This is a genomic window from Bradyrhizobium forestalis (genome assembly GCF_002795245.1).
GTDB lineage: Bacteria > Pseudomonadota > Alphaproteobacteria > Rhizobiales > Xanthobacteraceae > Bradyrhizobium > Bradyrhizobium forestalis.
On sequence record NZ_PGVG01000003.1, the window covers coordinates 330,378 to 346,428 of the forward strand.

Annotated in this window: 12 protein-coding genes; 11 read left to right on the plus strand and 1 reads right to left on the minus strand. The window is 63.3% G+C overall.

Annotated elements, in window-relative coordinates; genetic code table 11:
- The first annotated feature begins 11 nt into the window (after positions 1 to 11).
- From CVM73_RS05915 to CVM73_RS05945, 7 genes are read left to right on the plus strand one after another with little or no spacing between them, the layout of a single operon-like run.
- On the plus strand, positions 12 to 911 hold the full coding sequence (locus tag CVM73_RS05915; RefSeq protein WP_100231066.1) for a branched-chain amino acid ABC transporter permease: 900 nt from the start codon (positions 12 to 14) through the stop codon (positions 909 to 911).
- Positions 911 to 1,834, plus strand: a complete 924-nt coding sequence (locus CVM73_RS05920) for a branched-chain amino acid ABC transporter permease (RefSeq protein WP_100231137.1) — start codon at positions 911 to 913, stop codon at positions 1,832 to 1,834. The genes CVM73_RS05915 and CVM73_RS05920 overlap by 1 nt, the downstream gene beginning before the upstream one ends.
- Positions 1,831 to 2,577 carry an ABC transporter ATP-binding protein gene (locus CVM73_RS05925; RefSeq protein WP_100231067.1) on the plus strand — a complete coding sequence of 249 codons (747 nt, stop codon included), beginning with the start codon at positions 1,831 to 1,833 and terminating at the stop codon, positions 2,575 to 2,577. The genes CVM73_RS05920 and CVM73_RS05925 overlap by 4 nt, the downstream gene beginning before the upstream one ends.
- The gene (locus tag CVM73_RS05930; RefSeq protein ID WP_100231068.1) at positions 2,577 to 3,269 is read left to right on the plus strand and encodes an ABC transporter ATP-binding protein; all 693 of its coding nucleotides are present in this window, start codon (positions 2,577 to 2,579) and stop codon (positions 3,267 to 3,269) included. Before CVM73_RS05925 ends, CVM73_RS05930 begins: the two co-directional genes overlap by 1 nt.
- Positions 3,253 to 3,936, plus strand: a complete 684-nt coding sequence (locus tag CVM73_RS05935; protein WP_100231069.1) for a DUF2848 domain-containing protein — start codon at positions 3,253 to 3,255, stop codon at positions 3,934 to 3,936. The genes CVM73_RS05930 and CVM73_RS05935 overlap by 17 nt, the downstream gene beginning before the upstream one ends.
- A gap of 23 nt (positions 3,937 to 3,959) precedes the next feature.
- Positions 3,960 to 5,279, plus strand: a complete 1,320-nt coding sequence (locus CVM73_RS05940) for an amidase family protein (RefSeq protein WP_100231070.1) — start codon at positions 3,960 to 3,962, stop codon at positions 5,277 to 5,279.
- A 45-nt stretch (positions 5,280 to 5,324) separates the two neighbouring features.
- Positions 5,325 to 6,812, plus strand: coding sequence for a lyase family protein (locus CVM73_RS05945; protein ID WP_100231071.1), 1,488 nt, complete (start codon positions 5,325 to 5,327; stop codon positions 6,810 to 6,812).
- Positions 6,813 to 7,038: 226 nt separating this feature from the next.
- Here the strand turns inward: CVM73_RS05945 and lipA are convergent, their stop codons facing one another.
- Positions 7,039 to 8,007: a lipoyl synthase gene (lipA, locus tag CVM73_RS05950; RefSeq protein WP_100231072.1), complete on the minus strand. Its 969-nt coding sequence runs from the start codon at positions 8,005 to 8,007 to the stop codon at positions 7,039 to 7,041.
- A gap of 596 nt (positions 8,008 to 8,603) precedes the next feature.
- Here lipA and aceE point away from each other — a divergent pair.
- The 4 genes from aceE to CVM73_RS05975 are packed head-to-tail and all read left to right on the plus strand — an operon-like array spanning position 8,604 to position 16,036.
- Entirely contained in the window at positions 8,604 to 11,291 is a 2,688-nt protein-coding gene (gene aceE / locus CVM73_RS39660; protein ID WP_158237543.1) for a pyruvate dehydrogenase (acetyl-transferring), homodimeric type, read from the plus strand.
- A gap of 23 nt (positions 11,292 to 11,314) precedes the next feature.
- Entirely contained in the window at positions 11,315 to 12,880 is a 1,566-nt protein-coding gene (locus CVM73_RS05965; RefSeq protein ID WP_100231138.1) for a dihydrolipoyllysine-residue acetyltransferase, read from the plus strand.
- Positions 12,881 to 12,896: 16 nt separating this feature from the next.
- Positions 12,897 to 14,642 carry a dihydrolipoyl dehydrogenase gene (gene lpdA, locus CVM73_RS05970; protein WP_100231074.1) on the plus strand — a complete coding sequence of 582 codons (1,746 nt, stop codon included), beginning with the start codon at positions 12,897 to 12,899 and terminating at the stop codon, positions 14,640 to 14,642.
- 50 nt (positions 14,643 to 14,692) lie between these two features.
- A complete protein-coding gene (locus tag CVM73_RS05975; protein ID WP_100231075.1) occupies positions 14,693 to 16,036 on the plus strand; it encodes a dicarboxylate/amino acid:cation symporter in 1,344 nt (447 codons plus the stop codon).
- Positions 16,037 to 16,051 lie beyond the last annotated feature (15 nt).

Here is a 16,051-nt window from a genome sequence, read left to right on the forward strand (position 1 = left end):
GGCGTAGGCCGATGTTGACTGCAATCATCCCCCTGCTGCTGGACAGTCTGGCCAGCGCCGCGTTGATTTTCTTCGCGGCGGTTGGCCTGACCCTGGTATTCAGTGTGCTGCGCGTGCTCAACGTCGCGCATGGCAGCCTCTATTCGATCGGCGGCTATGTCGCGGCGTCGATCTGCCTCTTCGTCGCGAGCCGGCAGCTCAATTCGTATCTGTCGTTCGCGGCACTGTTGTTCAGCGCTGTGTTCGTCGCGGCCATATTCGGTCCGCTGATCGAGCGCGGCCTGGTCCGTTGGACCTATGGCAAGTCGGAGGCGGTCCAGATCCTGATCACGTTCGGCCTGTTCCTCATCCTGGAGGACCTCCAGCGCCTGATCTTCGGCGTGCAATCCTTCTACGAAGACGCGCCGATGCGACTGCTCGGCACGTCGAGCATCGGTGGTGTCGTCTATCTCAATTACCAGATCGTTCTGATTGGCATGGCGCTCCTTGTCGTCATCGGACTGCGGCTCTTGATCAATCATACGCGGCTCGGGCGCCTGATCACGGCCGTCGTCACCGACCGCGAGATGGCGCAATCGATCGGCATCGATACCAATCGGATATTCATTCTGGCGTTCTCGCTCGGCGTGTTCCTCGCCGCTTTGGGCGGCGCGCTGGCGACGCCGACATCCGGCATCGCCCCGGGGCTCGGGGCCGACACCATGGTGCTCGCCTTTGCGGTGGCGGCGATTGGAGGGCTGGGACAGATCGAGGGGGCTGCGGTGGCCTCGCTCATCGTCGGCCTGGCGCGCGTGCTCGCCATCTACCTGGCGCCGTCGCTGGATGCCGTAGCGCCCTATGCGGCCATGCTTGCCGTGCTCCTGATCCGCCCCTACGGCCTGTTCGGGTCGGTGACAGCGCGGAGGATATGATGCGAACGCTCCTTGCCGCTGCTGCGGTCCTCACGCTGGCCGTGCTGCCGATCGCCGCGCCCTGGCTGCAATTCGTGCTGACGCTTGCGATCGCCAAGGGATTTGCGGCGCTCGGCGTCGCGGTGCTGCTCCGCGCCGGGCTGATCTCGATCGGCCATGCGATGTTCTTTGCCGCGAGCGCCTATGCGGTGACGTTCCTGGCACGCGCCGGCATCCATGATCTTGGTCTGCTTCTGATCTTCTCGGTGCTGGCCGGAGCGCTCGTCGGCGCCGTTGCCGGATCGTTTCTCGTTCGCTATCGGGCGATCTTCTTTGCGATGTTGAATCTCGCGGTTTCCATGGTGTTTTACGCGCTGTGCGCCAAACTCTATGGCGTCACCGGTGGCACCGACGGTATGGCTGTTCCGGTCCCGACAGTTTTTGGCCTTGTGCTTAGTGAGCCGGCCTTCAAGAGTGTCCTGTTCTATCTCAGCCTGGGACTGATGGTGCTCGTCGGCGTCTCCGTTCAGCGCTACCTGAACAGCCCGCTCGGTCATGCGCTCGCGGCTGTCCACACCAACGAGATCCGGCTCGAATATCTCGGCGTTCCGGTCTGGGCGGTTCTGCTGATCGCGTACGTCGTCTCGGCGGCCCTCGCGGGTCTTGGCGGCGCGATCGCCGGTTTTGCGATCGGCCGCGTGGTCCCGGATTTCGCGTTCTGGACCGCATCCGGTCACCTCGTTCTCATCGCCGTGCTCGGCGGCATCGGTGGCGTGCCGGGCGCGTTCATCGGCGCCTTGTTCCTGGAGCTGCTGCACAGCGCAGCGGTCACCGTCACGGACTCCTGGAATTTGATCGTGGGCATGACGCTGATCATCGTGATCATGTTCATGCCTCAGGGGGTCTATGGATTGTTCGCGCGCAAGGAGGCGTCGAACCTATGACGCGTCCCATCCTGGAAGCAAAGGGTCTCCACGTCGCATTCAATGGGGTCAAGGCCGCTGACGACGTCAGCATCGCGATCCATGACGGCGAGTTCCTCGCGATCATCGGCCCGAACGGGTCGGGCAAGACGACGCTGCTCAACATCTGCACAGGCTATATTCGTCCGAGATCGGGCCGCGTGCTGCTCGATGGCCACGACATCACGCGCCTGTCGCCGCGCGCGATCGCTCGCCGCGGTGTCGCCCGCGCATTCCAGATCCCGCAGCTCTTCTCCGCACAGCGCGTGATCGACAACATGATGTTGGGGCTGGCGGCAACCGATGGCCTGTGGAGCGCGGTCCGGCGGCTCGAAACGGCGGCGCGGCGCGACGAGGCAATGGCGTTGCTCGATCTGGTCGGCCTCGCCGGTGATGCTGATCGGATCAGTAGCACGCTGCCTGAAGGTCATCGCAAGCTGCTGGATATCGCGCTTGCATTGGCTCTCAAGCCGCGGCTGCTGCTATTGGACGAGCCGACCAGCGGTGTGAGCGCCCTTGAACGCTTTCCACTGATGGAGGCGTTGATGAGCGCGCTGCGCCAGCGCCGCATCACGGCGCTGTTCGTCGAGCACGACATGGACGTGGTCGCCCGTTACGCGAGCCGCGTGCTGGTGTGGAACGCCGGCAACATCATGGCCGAGGGGCGGCCCGACGAGGTCTTCAGCAACGCGCAGGTCCGCCAGCGTGTCGTGGGAGTGGCTTGATGCTCAGTCTCGACAAGGTCAGCGTCTCGATCGAAGGCGTCCGCGTGTTGCGCTGTGTCAGTTGCGAGATCGTCGCGCGAAAGACGACGGTGTTGATCGGCCGCAACGGCGCCGGCAAGACCACGACGCTGCGTGCGATCATGGGCCTCATCGCGCATGACGAAGGCTCGATCCGCCTCGATGCCGACGACCTCGGCAGCAGGCCTGCCCACACGCGCGCCCGCGCCGGCATCGGCTATGCGCCGGAGGACCGCCGGCTGATTCCGGAGTTGAGCGTCGAGGAGAACATCCGCCTTCCGGCGCTGGCCTTGAAGCTCGACCGTGCCGAGATCGCGCGCAGGCTCGACGAGATCTATCAGCTCTTGCCCGAACTGCACGTGATGCGCTCCAGGCCTGCCGGCGGCGTGTCCGGCGGGCAAGGCAAAATGGTCGCGCTGGGCCGTGCGCTGACGGTCGCCCGCAAGGTTCTGCTGCTCGACGAACCGTTCCAGGGCCTGGCGCCGGCCCTCGCGCTCGACTATGCGCGCACGCTCGGCGAGTTGCGCAAGCATCGGCCAGAGCTCGCCATGCTGATTACCGAGTCTTCGCCGACGCTGCTCGACCGGATCGCCGACAGAACCTTGCAGATCGAGCGCGGCGAAGTCCTAGCCATATCGACAAAGGACAGGGAATCCCATGTTGCTGCAATTTGATCGTCTCGCGAGTGACCGGACCGACCGCGTCGGTGTCGAGATCCATTCTCTCATCATCGCGGGTTGGGCGGGCAGGGATGCCGCCGCCATCGAGCACCATATCGAGGAACTCGCCGCGCTCGGCATTCCGCGCCCCTCGACAACGCCGCTCTACCACCGCGTCGCGGCCCAAACGCTGACCCAGGAAAGCCGCCTCACCGTGCTTGGCCCGGACAGCTCCGGTGAGGTCGAGCCTGTCATCGTCGCCATGGCCGCCGGGCTCTGGGTCGGCATCGGATCCGACCATACTGACCGCAAGGCCGAAGCTTCGGGCATCGCTCTTTCGAAACAGCTCTGCGGCAAGCCGGTCGGCTCGCGGCTCTGGTCATACAATGACGTCGAGGGGCATTGGGATGAATTGGTCCTTCGCTCGTGGGCGACGATCGAGGGCAAGCGAGTCCTCTATCAGGAGAGTCCCGTTTCGTCGCTACGAACGCCGCGTGATCTCATCCGCCGCTACACTGGCTCGGCCACGCTCCCAGCAGGCACGTTGATGTTTTGTGGCACGCCCGGTGCGATCGGCGGCATCCGGCCGGGGATGCGCTTCGACATGGAGCTGAGCGATCCCGTGCTCGGCCGCAAGCTGACGCATGCCTACGACATCGACGTGCTGCCGGTGGTCTCCTGATCTTCCTCGCAGGTGCCGTGTCCATGACCGCAACACGCGATCGTCCCAACCTTTCTGCCGTTGCACGCCTGGAAGCCGCACTGGCGCGGATCCGGTCGGCTGAAGCGGAGAACGTCTTCACGGCGGTTTTCGCTGACAGCGCCCGGTGGGAGGCCGAGGCCGCAGATCGGCGTGCGGTCGCTGGTTCGCCTCGCGGCCCGCTCGATGGCCGCATCGTCTCCGTGAAGGCTTTGTTCGACGTCGCCGGCACTGTCACGAGTTCCGGGTCTGCCGTTCTGCGCCGCCTGCCGCCGGCCGTTGAAGATGCCGAGGTTGTGAAACGGCTGCGGGCTGCAGGCGCCGTCGTCGTCGGCAAGACCCAGATGACCGAGTTTGCTTTCTCCGCGCTCGGTACGAATCCGCATGATGGGACGCCGGGTAATCCACGAGACCGCAGGTGCGCTCCGGGAGGCTCGTCATCGGGCGCCGTGGTGTCGGTGATTGACGGCATGGCAGACGTTGCCATCGGCAGCGATACCGGGGGCTCCATCCGAATCCCGGCGGCGCTGTCGGGCGCGGTCGGCTTCAAGCCCACCAGCGGATTCGTGCCGACCGCGGGCGCGTTCTCGCTGTCATCGAGCCTCGATACGATCGGTTCGATCGCCTTGAACGTTGCCGACTGCTTCGTGGCCGATCAAGTGCTTTCGGGGGATGGCGCGCCGCCGCGGCTGCGGAGTGCCTCTCCCGGCACGTTCCGCCTCGTCGTTGCCCGCGGACGCCTGTTTGATCGCTGCGAGCCCGACGTGCTTGATGCGTTCGAGAGTGCCGTGGAGCGGCTTCGATCAGGCGGTCTGCGGATCGAGGACGGGTCGATCGAGGCGGCTCTCGATGATGTCGCGGAAATCGACAAGATCGGCACGTTTCCTTCCATCGAGGTCGGCGCGACGCTGCGTGGTCTTGGGCTCTCGGGCTTGGACGGGGTCGATTCCCGAACGCGCGCCCGCATCGAAGCCGGCGCCGGCATCCTCGGCACCGACTATGTGCGCATGGCGCGGCTCCGCCACGCCGCAATCCGCTCCTTTGAACAGTCCTTCGGCAACAATGAGGTTGTCATCCTGCCGACGACGCCGATCCGTGCGCCGCTTCTGTCGTCAGTCGAGGAGGACAGCGCGTTCCATCAAGTCAATGGGCTGGTGCTTCGTAATCCACGCGTCGCCAATGTGCTAGACTGTCCGTCGATTTCGTTGCCGTTGCCATTCAGTGGGGGGCTGCCTGTGGGGCTCATGCTGATTGGCCGACGAAATGCGGATCGGCGCTTGTTGGAGATTGCATCCAGCGTCGAGGCCATGTTCGAAGCCATCTAGCTGCGCGTGAAGGATCATGACACAAATCTCCCGGGGAAGAGATCTATGACCAAGCAACATCTCGGGCCTGTCGTGGTGGCAGCCACCCTGTTCTGCGCCTCTGTTGCCTATGCCCAACCAGTGCATGATGGCTTCTACTGGATCGGCGAGATGAACAAGGCTTCGGCGGTCATGGTTGTTGACACCAGCATTGTGGAACGGGATCTCGGTCGCAAGATTGCCGCCGCCATCGCGAAGGTGATCCAGGACGGCGAGCAGCCAGGCGCATCCCGCCCTGATGACTATCTGCGCATCGAACCCATGCTGATAGCGGCCGGAGGGGCCGACGTCACGCGGCTGCACTCGGGCCGCAGTCGTCAAGACATGTATTCCACCTGGCAGCGGCTGGTGTTGCGGGAAATGTACCTTGATAGCGCAGCGACCTTGAACGATTACCGCGCAGCACTGCTGGGCCTTGCACGAACCGCGCCAGACGCCATCATGCCGGCCTTCACAATGGGTGTGCAGGCGCAGCCGATTACCTTGGGCCACTACATCTCGGGCTATTTGGGCGCGCTTGAACGACAGGCCCAGCGTGTCAGAGAAAGCTATGCACGCCTCAATCTCTCGCCACTTGGAGCTGCCGCGGTCGGCACATCGAGCTTCCCCATCGATCGCAGGCAGCTCGCCACTCTCCTTGGCTTTGACGGTCCGATCGAGAATTCGTTCGACGCGAATCATGTCTCGCCATTCGATCTCGACGTCGAGGTCGCGGGACTGGCAACCGCCTCCGCAATAACCAGCGGCGCGCTGATGGCAGACCTCCTGGACCAATATCGGCAGATCCGGCCGTGGTTCCTGCTGGCGGCCAGTGAGACGACCCCGAGCAGCATCATGCCGCAAAAGCGCAATCCATTCCCGATGTTGCTCGCCCGCGAGCAAGCCACTCGGACATTGGGGCTGGCTCAAAGCGCGGTCATGCTGGCGCACAATATCGGGCCGGGCGTTATCGAATATCGCGGCGATGCTGCGAACAATGCGCTACGGGAGGCCACGCAGCTACAGGCTGCCATGGCGAAGCTGGTTCGAACCCTGCGCTTCGATGCCTCCCGCGCGCTCGAGGAGGTGAATGGCGACTATGCGACCACGACCGAGTTGGCCGACGTGTTGCAGCGAGATGCCAACGTCCCATTCCGCGTTGGTCACCATTTTGCGTCCGAGCTTGTAAATTTCGGAAGAGGGCACGGCTTGCGGGCGTCCGAATTGCCTTACGATGATGCAAAGAGAATCTTTGCGCAATCGACCAAGAGCTTGCTTGGTCAAGAGGCTGCCTTTCCGTTTTCCGAAGCTCGTTTTCGGGAGATATTGACCCCCGAGAACATGGTTCGCTCCAGCCGCGGCCTGGGCGGCCCACAATCAGCAGAAGTCGCCCGCATGCTCGCCGCCCAAGAAGCGCAACTCGTGGCAGATAAAGGCTGGCTCGATGGTCGACGATCCGCCCTTGCGAAGGCGTCCACGGAGCTGGATGTGGTATTCGATCGCCTGAAGAACTGAAGTCCCAAACTCTCCGAACCGATCGAGCCGAGACGGGCGCGGCTGCATTCTTCCCACGAAGGGAGTTGCGGTGTGATGAGCTTTCGGACGTCTAGAGGAGGAACTCCCCGTAAAAGCGACCGTGTGTCCATCTGGGCTCGCGCTCGTGTTGGAAGGACGCTCTCTCCCCATTCTCACGATTTGAACGCCAAGCGACAATTTGCTGCGACACTCTGGCTCGATGGCGCTAGTTTCTTCGGCGTTCACGCAGCTTGCGGAAGTCGTCGCCTGCGTGGTGTGACGAGCGTGTCAGCGGTGTCGCCGACACCATCAGGAATCCCTTGGTGTAGGCAACCTTCGTATAGGAGTCGAATTCGTCAGGAGACACGAAGCTGGCGACGGCATGGTGCTTGCGCGTCGGTTGCAGATACTGGCCAAGGGTCAGGAAGTCGACGTCGGCAGACCGCAAATCGTCCATCAATTGCAGTACTTCGTTCCTGGCTTCGCCGAGGCCAACCATGATCCCGGACTTGGTGAATATCTGCGGATCGAATTCCTTCACGCGTTGCAGCAGTCGAACCGAATGGAAATAGCGCGCCCCTGGGCGCACGGTCAGGTATTTCGACGGCACCGTTTCGAGATTGTGATTGAACACGTCGGGTTTCGCCGCCACGACTGTTTCGAGCGCGCCCTGTTTGCGCAAAAAATCCGGCGTCAGGATTTCGATTGTCGTGCCGGGGCTCGCTGCGCGGATCGCGGCGACGGTCGCAGCAAAATGCGCCGCCCCTCCACCGGCCAGATCGTCGCGATCGACCGACGTGACGACCACGTGCTCGAGCCCGAGCTTGGCGACAGCTTCGGCGACCCTGGCGGGTTCATCGGCGTCGAGCGGGCCGGGAAGGCCGGTCCGCACATTGCAGAATGCGCAGGCGCGCGTGCAGGTATCTCCCATGATCATGAAGGTTGCGTGCTTCTTCGCCCAGCACTCGCCGATATTGGGGCAGGAAGCTTCCTCGCATACAGTGACGAGCTTGTTTTCGCGCACAATGCGTCTTGTCTCGGCCCATGCGTTTGAGCCTGGGGCCTTCACGCGGATCCACGCCGGCTTGCTCTGCAGGGGCGTCTCCGGGCGGTTTACCTTCTCGGGGTGACGCGGCGCGTCCGGTCGCAGTATCGCGCGCGGATCGTTGTTGAGGAGATCGAGTATGACGGTCATTTGGTCGACCTCGTGTGGCGCGAGAACCGAAGATAACGGCGCGGAGTATGCAACGCTGGCGAATTGACGTGCGGGAAAAATGCAAAGTCCGTCCGGCCACTGACATTCGTTGTTTGAATGAAGTGAGTCAAATCGATCGTCATCAGCGCATGCGCCAACTGTCTTCCTTCGAGCGCGCGGAGTCTTCTGTTCGGCGTCCGCTCATGCTGAGCAACACCCGCGTTTGCCGGACGGCCCAACTATCCGATCTTTCGGGCGGAACCAGCAGCTGGTTTTCCGGAGCTTCAGACAAGGGCCGGCCGATCATATCGGTGCTGTTGGGCCGGTGACGGGCAATCCTGAGTAAAATTAAGGGCCTGCGCGCGATCGGTCGATCGCTTCGAGGTTTGGCACGAATGCTGCTTAGATGGCTGCAAAAGAATAAGCAGCTCTGAACAAGCAAGGCGAGGGGAACGTTCGAATGCCAGCCAGCACTCCATCTTTAACCTAGAGCGACGGGCGATATCGCCTGCGTGGCATTGCGAGCTTCCGCCTCTGGGCGGCGGCGCAATGAACGATGACGCCTGACTTCGGCCTGGCATGCAAGGGAGAGAGTTATGACAGTCCTGGACGCGCACGATCCGGATCCGCAAGAAACCCGGGAGTGGCTGGATGCCCTGTCGGCGATCCGGGGGCACCGCGGCAGTGAGCGCGCCGAATTCGTCGTCAACGCAGTCATTTCTGCCGCGCGTGGCAGCGGCCTCGCCATTCAGCAGACGCTGACGACGCCCTATTGCAACACGATTCCGCTGGATCAGCAGCCGACGCTGCCGGGCGATCGCGCCATCGAGCACAAGCTGCGTTCGATCATTCGATGGAACGCTCTCGCCATCGTCCTGCGCGCCAACAAGGAGAGTTCTGAACTCGGCGGTCACATCGCGAGCTTCCAGTCCGCGGCCACGCTCTACGATATCGGCTTCGGTCATTTCTGGCATGCGCCGACGGAATCGCACGGCGGCGATCTGATCTTCGTCCAGGGCCACTGTTCGCCCGGCATCTACGCGCGGGCCTTTCTCGAAGGGCGGTTGAGCGAGGATCAGCTCCTCGGCTTCCGGCAGGAGACCGGCGGCAAGGGCCTGTCGAGCTATCCGCATCCCTGGCTGATGCCGGATTTCTGGCAGTTCCCGACGGTGTCGATGGGGCTGGGTCCGTTGATGGCGATCTATCAGGCGCGCTTCCTGAAATATCTCGAGAACCACAAGCTTGCCGAAACGTCCAACCGCAAGGTCTGGGCCTTCATGGGTGACGGCGAAACCGACGAGCCGGAGTCGCTCGGCGCGATCTCGCTCGCCGGCCGCGAGAACCTCGACAACCTGATCTTTGTCATCAACTGCAACCTGCAGCGGCTTGACGGGCCCGTGCGCGGCAACGGCAAGATCGTGCAGGAGCTCGAAAGCGTTTTCCGCGGTGCCGGCTGGAACGTCATCAAGGTGCTGTGGGGCTCGGGCTGGGATCGCCTATTGGCGAACGACAAGAGCGGATTGTTGCTGAAGCGCATGGAGGAGTGCGTCGACGGCGAGTATCAGGATTTCAAGAGCAAGAGCGGCGCCTATATCCGCGAGCACTTCTTCGGCAAGTACGACGAGCTGAAGCAACTCGTTGCCGATATGAGCGACGACGAGATCTGGCAGCTCGCGCGCGGCGGTCACGATCCGGAAAAGGTGTTCGCGGCCTATACCGCGGCGGTGAACCACAAGGGGCAGCCGACGGTCATCCTGCCCAAGACCGTCAAGGGCTACGGCATGGGCGAGTCCGGCGAAGGCCAGATGATCGCGCATCAGGCCAAGAAGATGACGCAGGATGCATTGCGCGGTTTCCGCGACCGCTTCCAGGTTCCTGTCGCCGACGATGACCTGGCCAAGGTGCCCTTCATCCGCCCGGCGGAAGACAGTCCGGAGATGAAGTATCTGCGCGCCCAGCGAGAAAAGCTTGGCGGCAGCCTGCCGCAGCGTCGGCGCAAATCCGCGTCCTTGCAGATTCCACCGTTGTCGACGTTCCAGCGGCTGCTCGACACCACCGGCGAACGCGAAATCTCGACCACGATGGCTTTCGTGCAGATGCTGGGCACGCTGGTGCGCGACAAGGCGATCGGCAAGCACATCGTGCCGATCGTGCCCGATGAATCCCGTACCTTCGGCATGGAGGGCATGTTCCGCCAGCTCGGCATCTATTCGTCGGTCGGCCAGCTCTATCGGCCCCAGGACGCCGACCAGCTCATGTATTACCGCGAGGACAAGACCGGACAGGTTCTGCAGGAGGGCATCAACGAAGGCGGCGCCATGTCGAGCTGGATTGTCGCGGCGACGTCCTACTCGACGAACAACGTGCCGATGATTCCGTTCTACATCTACTACTCGATGTTCGGCCTGCAGCGCGTCGGCGACCTCGCCTGGCTCGCGGGCGACATGCGCGCGCGCGGATTTCTGCTCGGCGGCACCGCCGGCCGTACCACCCTCAACGGCGAAGGCTTGCAGCACGAAGACGGACACAGCCACGTGCTGGCCGGCACCATCCCGAACTGCATCTCCTACGATCCGACTTTCGCCTATGAGGTGGTGACCATCGTGCGCGAGGGCATGCGCCGCATGTATGAGGCGCAGGAGGACGTCTACTACTACATCACCCTGATGAACGAGAATTATCAGCATCCCGCGCTTGCCGATGCCGGCAAGGGGGTGGAAGAGGGGATTCTCAAGGGGCTCTATCTCCTCAAGGACGGCGGCGAGACGGCGAAGAAGGGACTTCGCGTGCAGCTCGTTGGCTCGGGCACGATCCTGCGCGAGGTGATCGCGGCTGCCGATCTGCTCAAGACGGATTTCGGCGTGACGGCGGACGTGTGGAGTGCGACGAGCTTCAACGAACTCCGTCGCGACGGCATGGCCGCCGAGCGATGGAATCTGCTGCACCCGACGGAACCGCGCCGCAAGAGCTGGGTCGAAGCGCAGCTCGAAGCACATCCGGGGCCGGTCGTGGCGTCGACCGACTACATGCGCAATTACCCCGACCAGATCCGCGAATATGTGCAGGCGGCCGGACGTCGCTACGTCGTGCTCGGCACCGACGGTTTTGGTCGCAGCGACTATCGCGTGAAGCTCCGCAAATTCTTCGAGGTCGATCGGCATTACGTCGCCATTGCCGCGCTCAAGGCGCTTGCCGACGAAGGCACGATCAAGCCGGCCGTCGTCGCGGAGGCCATTGCCAAGTACCAAATCGACGCCGGGCGCGCTGCGCCGTGGACCGTGTGAGACAGCGAGCCGAGGGCAGAGCGATGAGTGGTCTGATCGACATCAAGGTCCCCGACATCGGCGACTTCAAGGACGTTCCGGTGATCGAGGTCTTCGTCAAGCCTGGCGACAGGGTGAAGGCCGAAGATCCGTTGGTTGCGCTGGAATCCGACAAGGCGACCATGGAGGTACCGTCGCCGCGTGAAGGCGTGGTGAAATCAGTGGTCGTCAAGATCGGCGACAAGGTGAGCGAAGGCACGGTGATCGTGCAATTCGAGGGCGCGGGCGCCGAGCAGGCCGAGGCGCGACCGGTCGTCAGCGCTCCGCCGTCGCCCGTCAGCGCGCCGGCTGGCGTCGCCGAGGTGCGCGTTCCCGATATCGGCGATTTCAAGGACGTCCCGGTCATCGAGATCTTCGTGAAGCCCGGCGACAGCGTGAAGGCGGAGGATCCGCTGATTGCGCTGGAGTCGGACAAGGCGACGATGGAAGTGCCGGCGCCGTTGTCGGGCACTGTGCGCGAGATCAAGCTGAAGATCGGCGACAAGGTCAGCGAGGGTGCGGTCATTCTCGTGCTCGCGACCGGCGAGGGCGCCGCGGCCGCGTCAGCAGCCGCTACGCCGACACCGGCGTCAACGGCACCTGCTGCATCCCCCGTAGCGCAAGCCGGCGCGGTGGACGAGAAAGCGTTCGCGCTCGCCTATGCAGGCCCCGCAGTTCGCAAGCTGGCGCGCGAACTCGGCGTGGATCTCGGCAAGGTCACGGGCTCCGGCAATCACGGCCGCATCCAGCGCGAGGACGTCGAGGCCTTCGCCAAGGGCGGGGCTGCGCCATCCAAGCCGCAGGCTGCGAGCGCAGGTGGAGGTGGTGTCGGCGGCATCGATCTGCTGCCCTGGCCCAAGATCGATTTCGCCAAGTTCGGTCCGGTCGACCGCAAGGAGCTCGGCCGCATCAAGAAGATTTCTGCGGCCAATCTTCACCGCAACTGGGTCGTCATCCCGCACGTCACCACGCATGACGAGGCCGACATCACCGAACTCGAGCAGTTCCGGGTGAAGATGAACAAGGAGCTGGAGAAGAGCGGCGTCAAGCTCTCACTGCTGCCGTTCATGGTGAAGGCGGCCGTCGCGGCGCTGAAGAAATTTCCGGAATTCAACGCGAGCCTCGACGGCGACACGCTCGTCTACAAGAATTATTGGCACATCGGCTTTGCCGCGGACACGCCAAACGGCCTGATGGTGCCCGTCATCCGCGATGCCGACAAGAAATCGATACCGGACATCGCCAACGAGATGAACGCGCTCGCCAAGCTGGCGCGCGAGGGCAAGATCAAGCCGGACCAGATGCAGGGCGGCACCTTCTCGATCTCCTCGCTCGGCGGCATCGGCGGCATTTATTTCACGCCGATCATCAACGCGCCGGAAGTCGCGATCATGGGCGTCTGCAAAGGCTACTGGAAACAGCATTCAGCCGACGGCAAGACCTGGACGTCGCGTCTGACGTTGCCGCTATCGCTGTCCTGGGACCACCGCGTCATCGACGGCGCGGCGGCCGCGCGCTTCAACGTCCACTTCGCCAATGTGCTCGCCGATCTGCGGCGCGTGCTGTTCTGAGATCGGGGGAAGCAGCATGGCTCAGCAGATCGAAGTCAAGGTCCCTGACATCGGCGACTTCAAGGACGTCGCCGTCATCGAAGTCATGGTGAAGCCGGGAGAGACCGTGGCGGTCAACACCAGCCTCATCATGGTCGAGTCCGACAAGGCGTCGATGGAGATCCCGTCCTCGCACGCCGGTATCGTCAAGGAGGTCAAGGTCAAGGTCGACGACAAGGTCAGCGAGGGATCTGTCATCCTGATGCTGGAGACGGCGGGAGCCGCGGCTGCACCAGTGCCAGCGCCGGCATCGCCGCCGACCGCAGCGGCGCCACCCGTTGCGCCCGCCGCCGCGTCCCATTCGGGCAAGGCGGATCTCGAATGCGACGTGCTGGTGCTGGGTGCCGGTCCCGGCGGCTACTCCGCCGCCTTCCGCGCCGCCGATCTCGGCATGAAGACCGTGCTGGTCGAACGTTACGACACGCTCGGCGGCGTTTGCCTCAATGTCGGCTGCATTCCCAGCAAGGCGCTGCTGCACACGGCATCCGTGATCGACGAGGTCAAGCATCTGCCCGACCATGGCATCACCTTCGGTACGCCGCAGGTCGATCTCGACAAGCTGCGTGGGTTCAAGGACGGCGTCATCAAGAAGCTGACCGGCGGCCTTGCCGGTATGGCGAAGGCCCGCAAGGTCGAGGTCGTGACCGGTGTCGGCGCCTTCCTCGATTCGCATCATCTCGAAGTCGTCTCGGCGGGTGGCAAGAAGACGGTCAAGTTCGCCAAGGCCATCATCGCTGCAGGCAGCCAGGCCGTAAAGCTGCCGTTCCTTCCCGAGGATCCGCGGATCGTCGATTCGACCGGAGCGCTGCTGCTGAAGTCGATCCCCAAGCGCATGCTGGTGATCGGTGGCGGCATCATTGGCCTCGAAATGGCGACGGTCTATTCGACGCTCGGCGCGCGCATCGACGTCGTCGAAATGCTCGACGGTCTGATGCAGGGCGCCGACCGCGACCTGGTCAAGGTGTGGGAGAAGATGAACGCAAAGCGCTTCAACAAGGTCATGTTGAAGACCAAGACCGTCGGTGCCAAGGCGACCGCAGCCGGAATCGAGGTGGGCTTCGAGGGCGAGCAGGCGCCGGCCGGGCCGGAAGTCTATGACCTCGTTCTCGTCTCGGTCGGCCGAAGCCCGAACGGCAAGAAGATCGGGGCCGAGAAGGCCGGTGTTGTCGTGACCGAGCGCGGCTTCATCGACGTCGACAACCAGATGCGCACCAACGTCGCGCATATCTTCGCGATCGGCGATATCGTCGGCCAGCCCATGCTGGCGCACAAGGCGGTGCACGAAGCCCATGTGGCCGCCGAGGTCGCCCACGGCGAAAAGTCATACTTCGACGCGCGGCAGATTCCGTCCGTTGCCTACACCGATCCGGAGGTCGCCTGGGCCGGCAAGACTGAGGACGAGTGCAAGGCCGAGGGCATCAAGTTCGGCAAGTCGGTCTTCCCGTGGGCGGCCTCCGGTCGCGCCATCGCCAATGGCCGTGACGAGGGTTTTACCAAGCTGCTGTTCGACGCGGCGACACACCGCGTGATCGGCGGCGGCATCGTCGGCACCCATGCGGGCGATCTCATCAGCGAGATCTGCCTTGCCGTCGAGATGGGCTGCGAGCCAGCCGATATCGGCAAGACCATTCATCCGCACCCGACGCTCGGCGAGTCCATCGGCATGGCAGCGGAGGTTTTTGAGGGGCACTGCACCGATCTGCCGCCGCAGAAAAAGAAATAGCGCCGTCTGCCTTCTAAGCAGCGGGCAGCGAGATAAGGGAGGGAGAAACAATGTCTGGAGCGACCATTGCGACGTCCGGAACGATAGCTGCGACGCAGAAGAAGCCGTTCTACCGGGTTCTCTATGTCCAGGTGCTCGCGGCGATCGTGCTCGGCGTCATTGTCGGTTGGCTTTGGCCGGATCTCGGCAAGAACGACTGGATCAAGGCGATGGGCGACGGCTTCGTCAAGCTCATCAAGATGGCCATTGCACCGATCATCTTCTGCACGGTCGTCTCCGGCATTGCCCACATTTCGGAGGTCAAGAAGGTCGGCCGGGTCGCGGTCAAGGCGTTGATCTACTTCGAGGTCGTTTCGACCTTTGCGCTGGCGCTGGGCCTGATCGTCGCCAATGTGCTGCGCCCCGGCTCAGGTTTCCAGGGGCAGTCGAACGCCGCGGCCGTGGCAGGCTACGCCAAGCAGGCGAGCGAGATGAAGTCGGTCGACTTCGTTCTGCACATTATTCCGGATACCGTCGTCGGGGCATTCGCCCAGGGCGAGATTCTCCAGGTCCTGCTGTTTGCCATCCTGTTCGGCTTTGCGCTGATGGGGCTCGGCGAGCGGGCTCATACCGTCCGGTCGTTCGTGGACGACGTTGCCCATGCGATGTTCGGCGTCATTTCGATTGTGGTCAAGGCCGCGCCGATCGGAGCCTTCGGCGCGATGGCCTATACGATCGGTCGCTATGGCCCCCAGGCGCTTGGCAATCTCGCCGGCCTGATCGCGACTTTCTATCTCACGGCGCTTCTGTTCGTGGTCGTTGGGCTCGGCATCATCGCCCGCATCGCCGGCTTCTCGATCCTCAAGTTCCTCAAATACATCAAGGACGAGCTGCTGATCGTGCTCGGCACCTCGTCCTCGGAGAGCGCGCTGCCGCAGATGATGGAGAAGCTGGAGAAACTCGGCTGCTCCAAGTCCGTCGTCGGTTTGGTAGTGCCAACCGGCTATTCCTTCAACCTCGACGGCACTAACATCTATATGACCCTGGCGACGCTCTTCATCGCCCAGGCGATGAACGTCGAGCTCTCCTTCGGCGAACAGATGACGATCCTCGTCGTCGCGATGCTGACCTCGAAAGGCGCTTCCGGCATCACGGGTGCGGGATTCATCACGCTCGCAGGCACGCTTGCCGCTGTCAGGCCCGAACTGCTCCCCGGTATGGCGATCGTGCTCGGCATCGACAAGTTCATGAGCGAATGCCGGGCGCTCACCAACCTCTGCGGCAACGGCGTTGCCTGCGTGGTGGTGGCGTGGTGGGAAGGCGAGCTTGACCGCGAGAAGTTGCGCTCCGGACTCGAGCGGGACATTGATCCTACGGACTTCGAGACCGCCGTCACCGAGGGACGAGGTCTCTGACGGTGGCGCGGTGCA

Bases quoted from the DNA above. Each gene is read 5' to 3' on its own strand.
- lpdA (WP_100231074.1), top strand. From the start codon at position 12,897: ATGGCTCAGCAGATCGAAGTCAAGGTCCCTGACATCGGCGACTTCAAG.
- CVM73_RS05940 (WP_100231070.1), top strand. From the start codon at position 3,960: ATGACCGCAACACGCGATCGTCCCAACCTTTCTGCCGTTGCACGCCTG.
- aceE (WP_158237543.1), top strand. From the start codon at position 8,604: ATGACAGTCCTGGACGCGCACGATCCGGATCCGCAAGAAACCCGGGAG.
- CVM73_RS05915 (WP_100231066.1), top strand. From the start codon at position 12: ATGTTGACTGCAATCATCCCCCTGCTGCTGGACAGTCTGGCCAGCGCC.
- CVM73_RS05930 (WP_100231068.1), top strand. From the start codon at position 2,577: ATGCTCAGTCTCGACAAGGTCAGCGTCTCGATCGAAGGCGTCCGCGTG.
- CVM73_RS05975 (WP_100231075.1), top strand. From the start codon at position 14,693: ATGTCTGGAGCGACCATTGCGACGTCCGGAACGATAGCTGCGACGCAG.
- CVM73_RS05925 (WP_100231067.1), top strand. From the start codon at position 1,831: ATGACGCGTCCCATCCTGGAAGCAAAGGGTCTCCACGTCGCATTCAAT.
- lipA (WP_100231072.1), bottom strand. From the start codon at position 8,007: ATGACCGTCATACTCGATCTCCTCAACAACGATCCGCGCGCGATACTG.
- CVM73_RS05920 (WP_100231137.1), top strand. From the start codon at position 911: ATGCGAACGCTCCTTGCCGCTGCTGCGGTCCTCACGCTGGCCGTGCTG.
- CVM73_RS05935 (WP_100231069.1), top strand. From the start codon at position 3,253: ATGTTGCTGCAATTTGATCGTCTCGCGAGTGACCGGACCGACCGCGTC.
- CVM73_RS05945 (WP_100231071.1), top strand. From the start codon at position 5,325: ATGACCAAGCAACATCTCGGGCCTGTCGTGGTGGCAGCCACCCTGTTC.
- CVM73_RS05965 (WP_100231138.1), top strand. From the start codon at position 11,315: ATGAGTGGTCTGATCGACATCAAGGTCCCCGACATCGGCGACTTCAAG.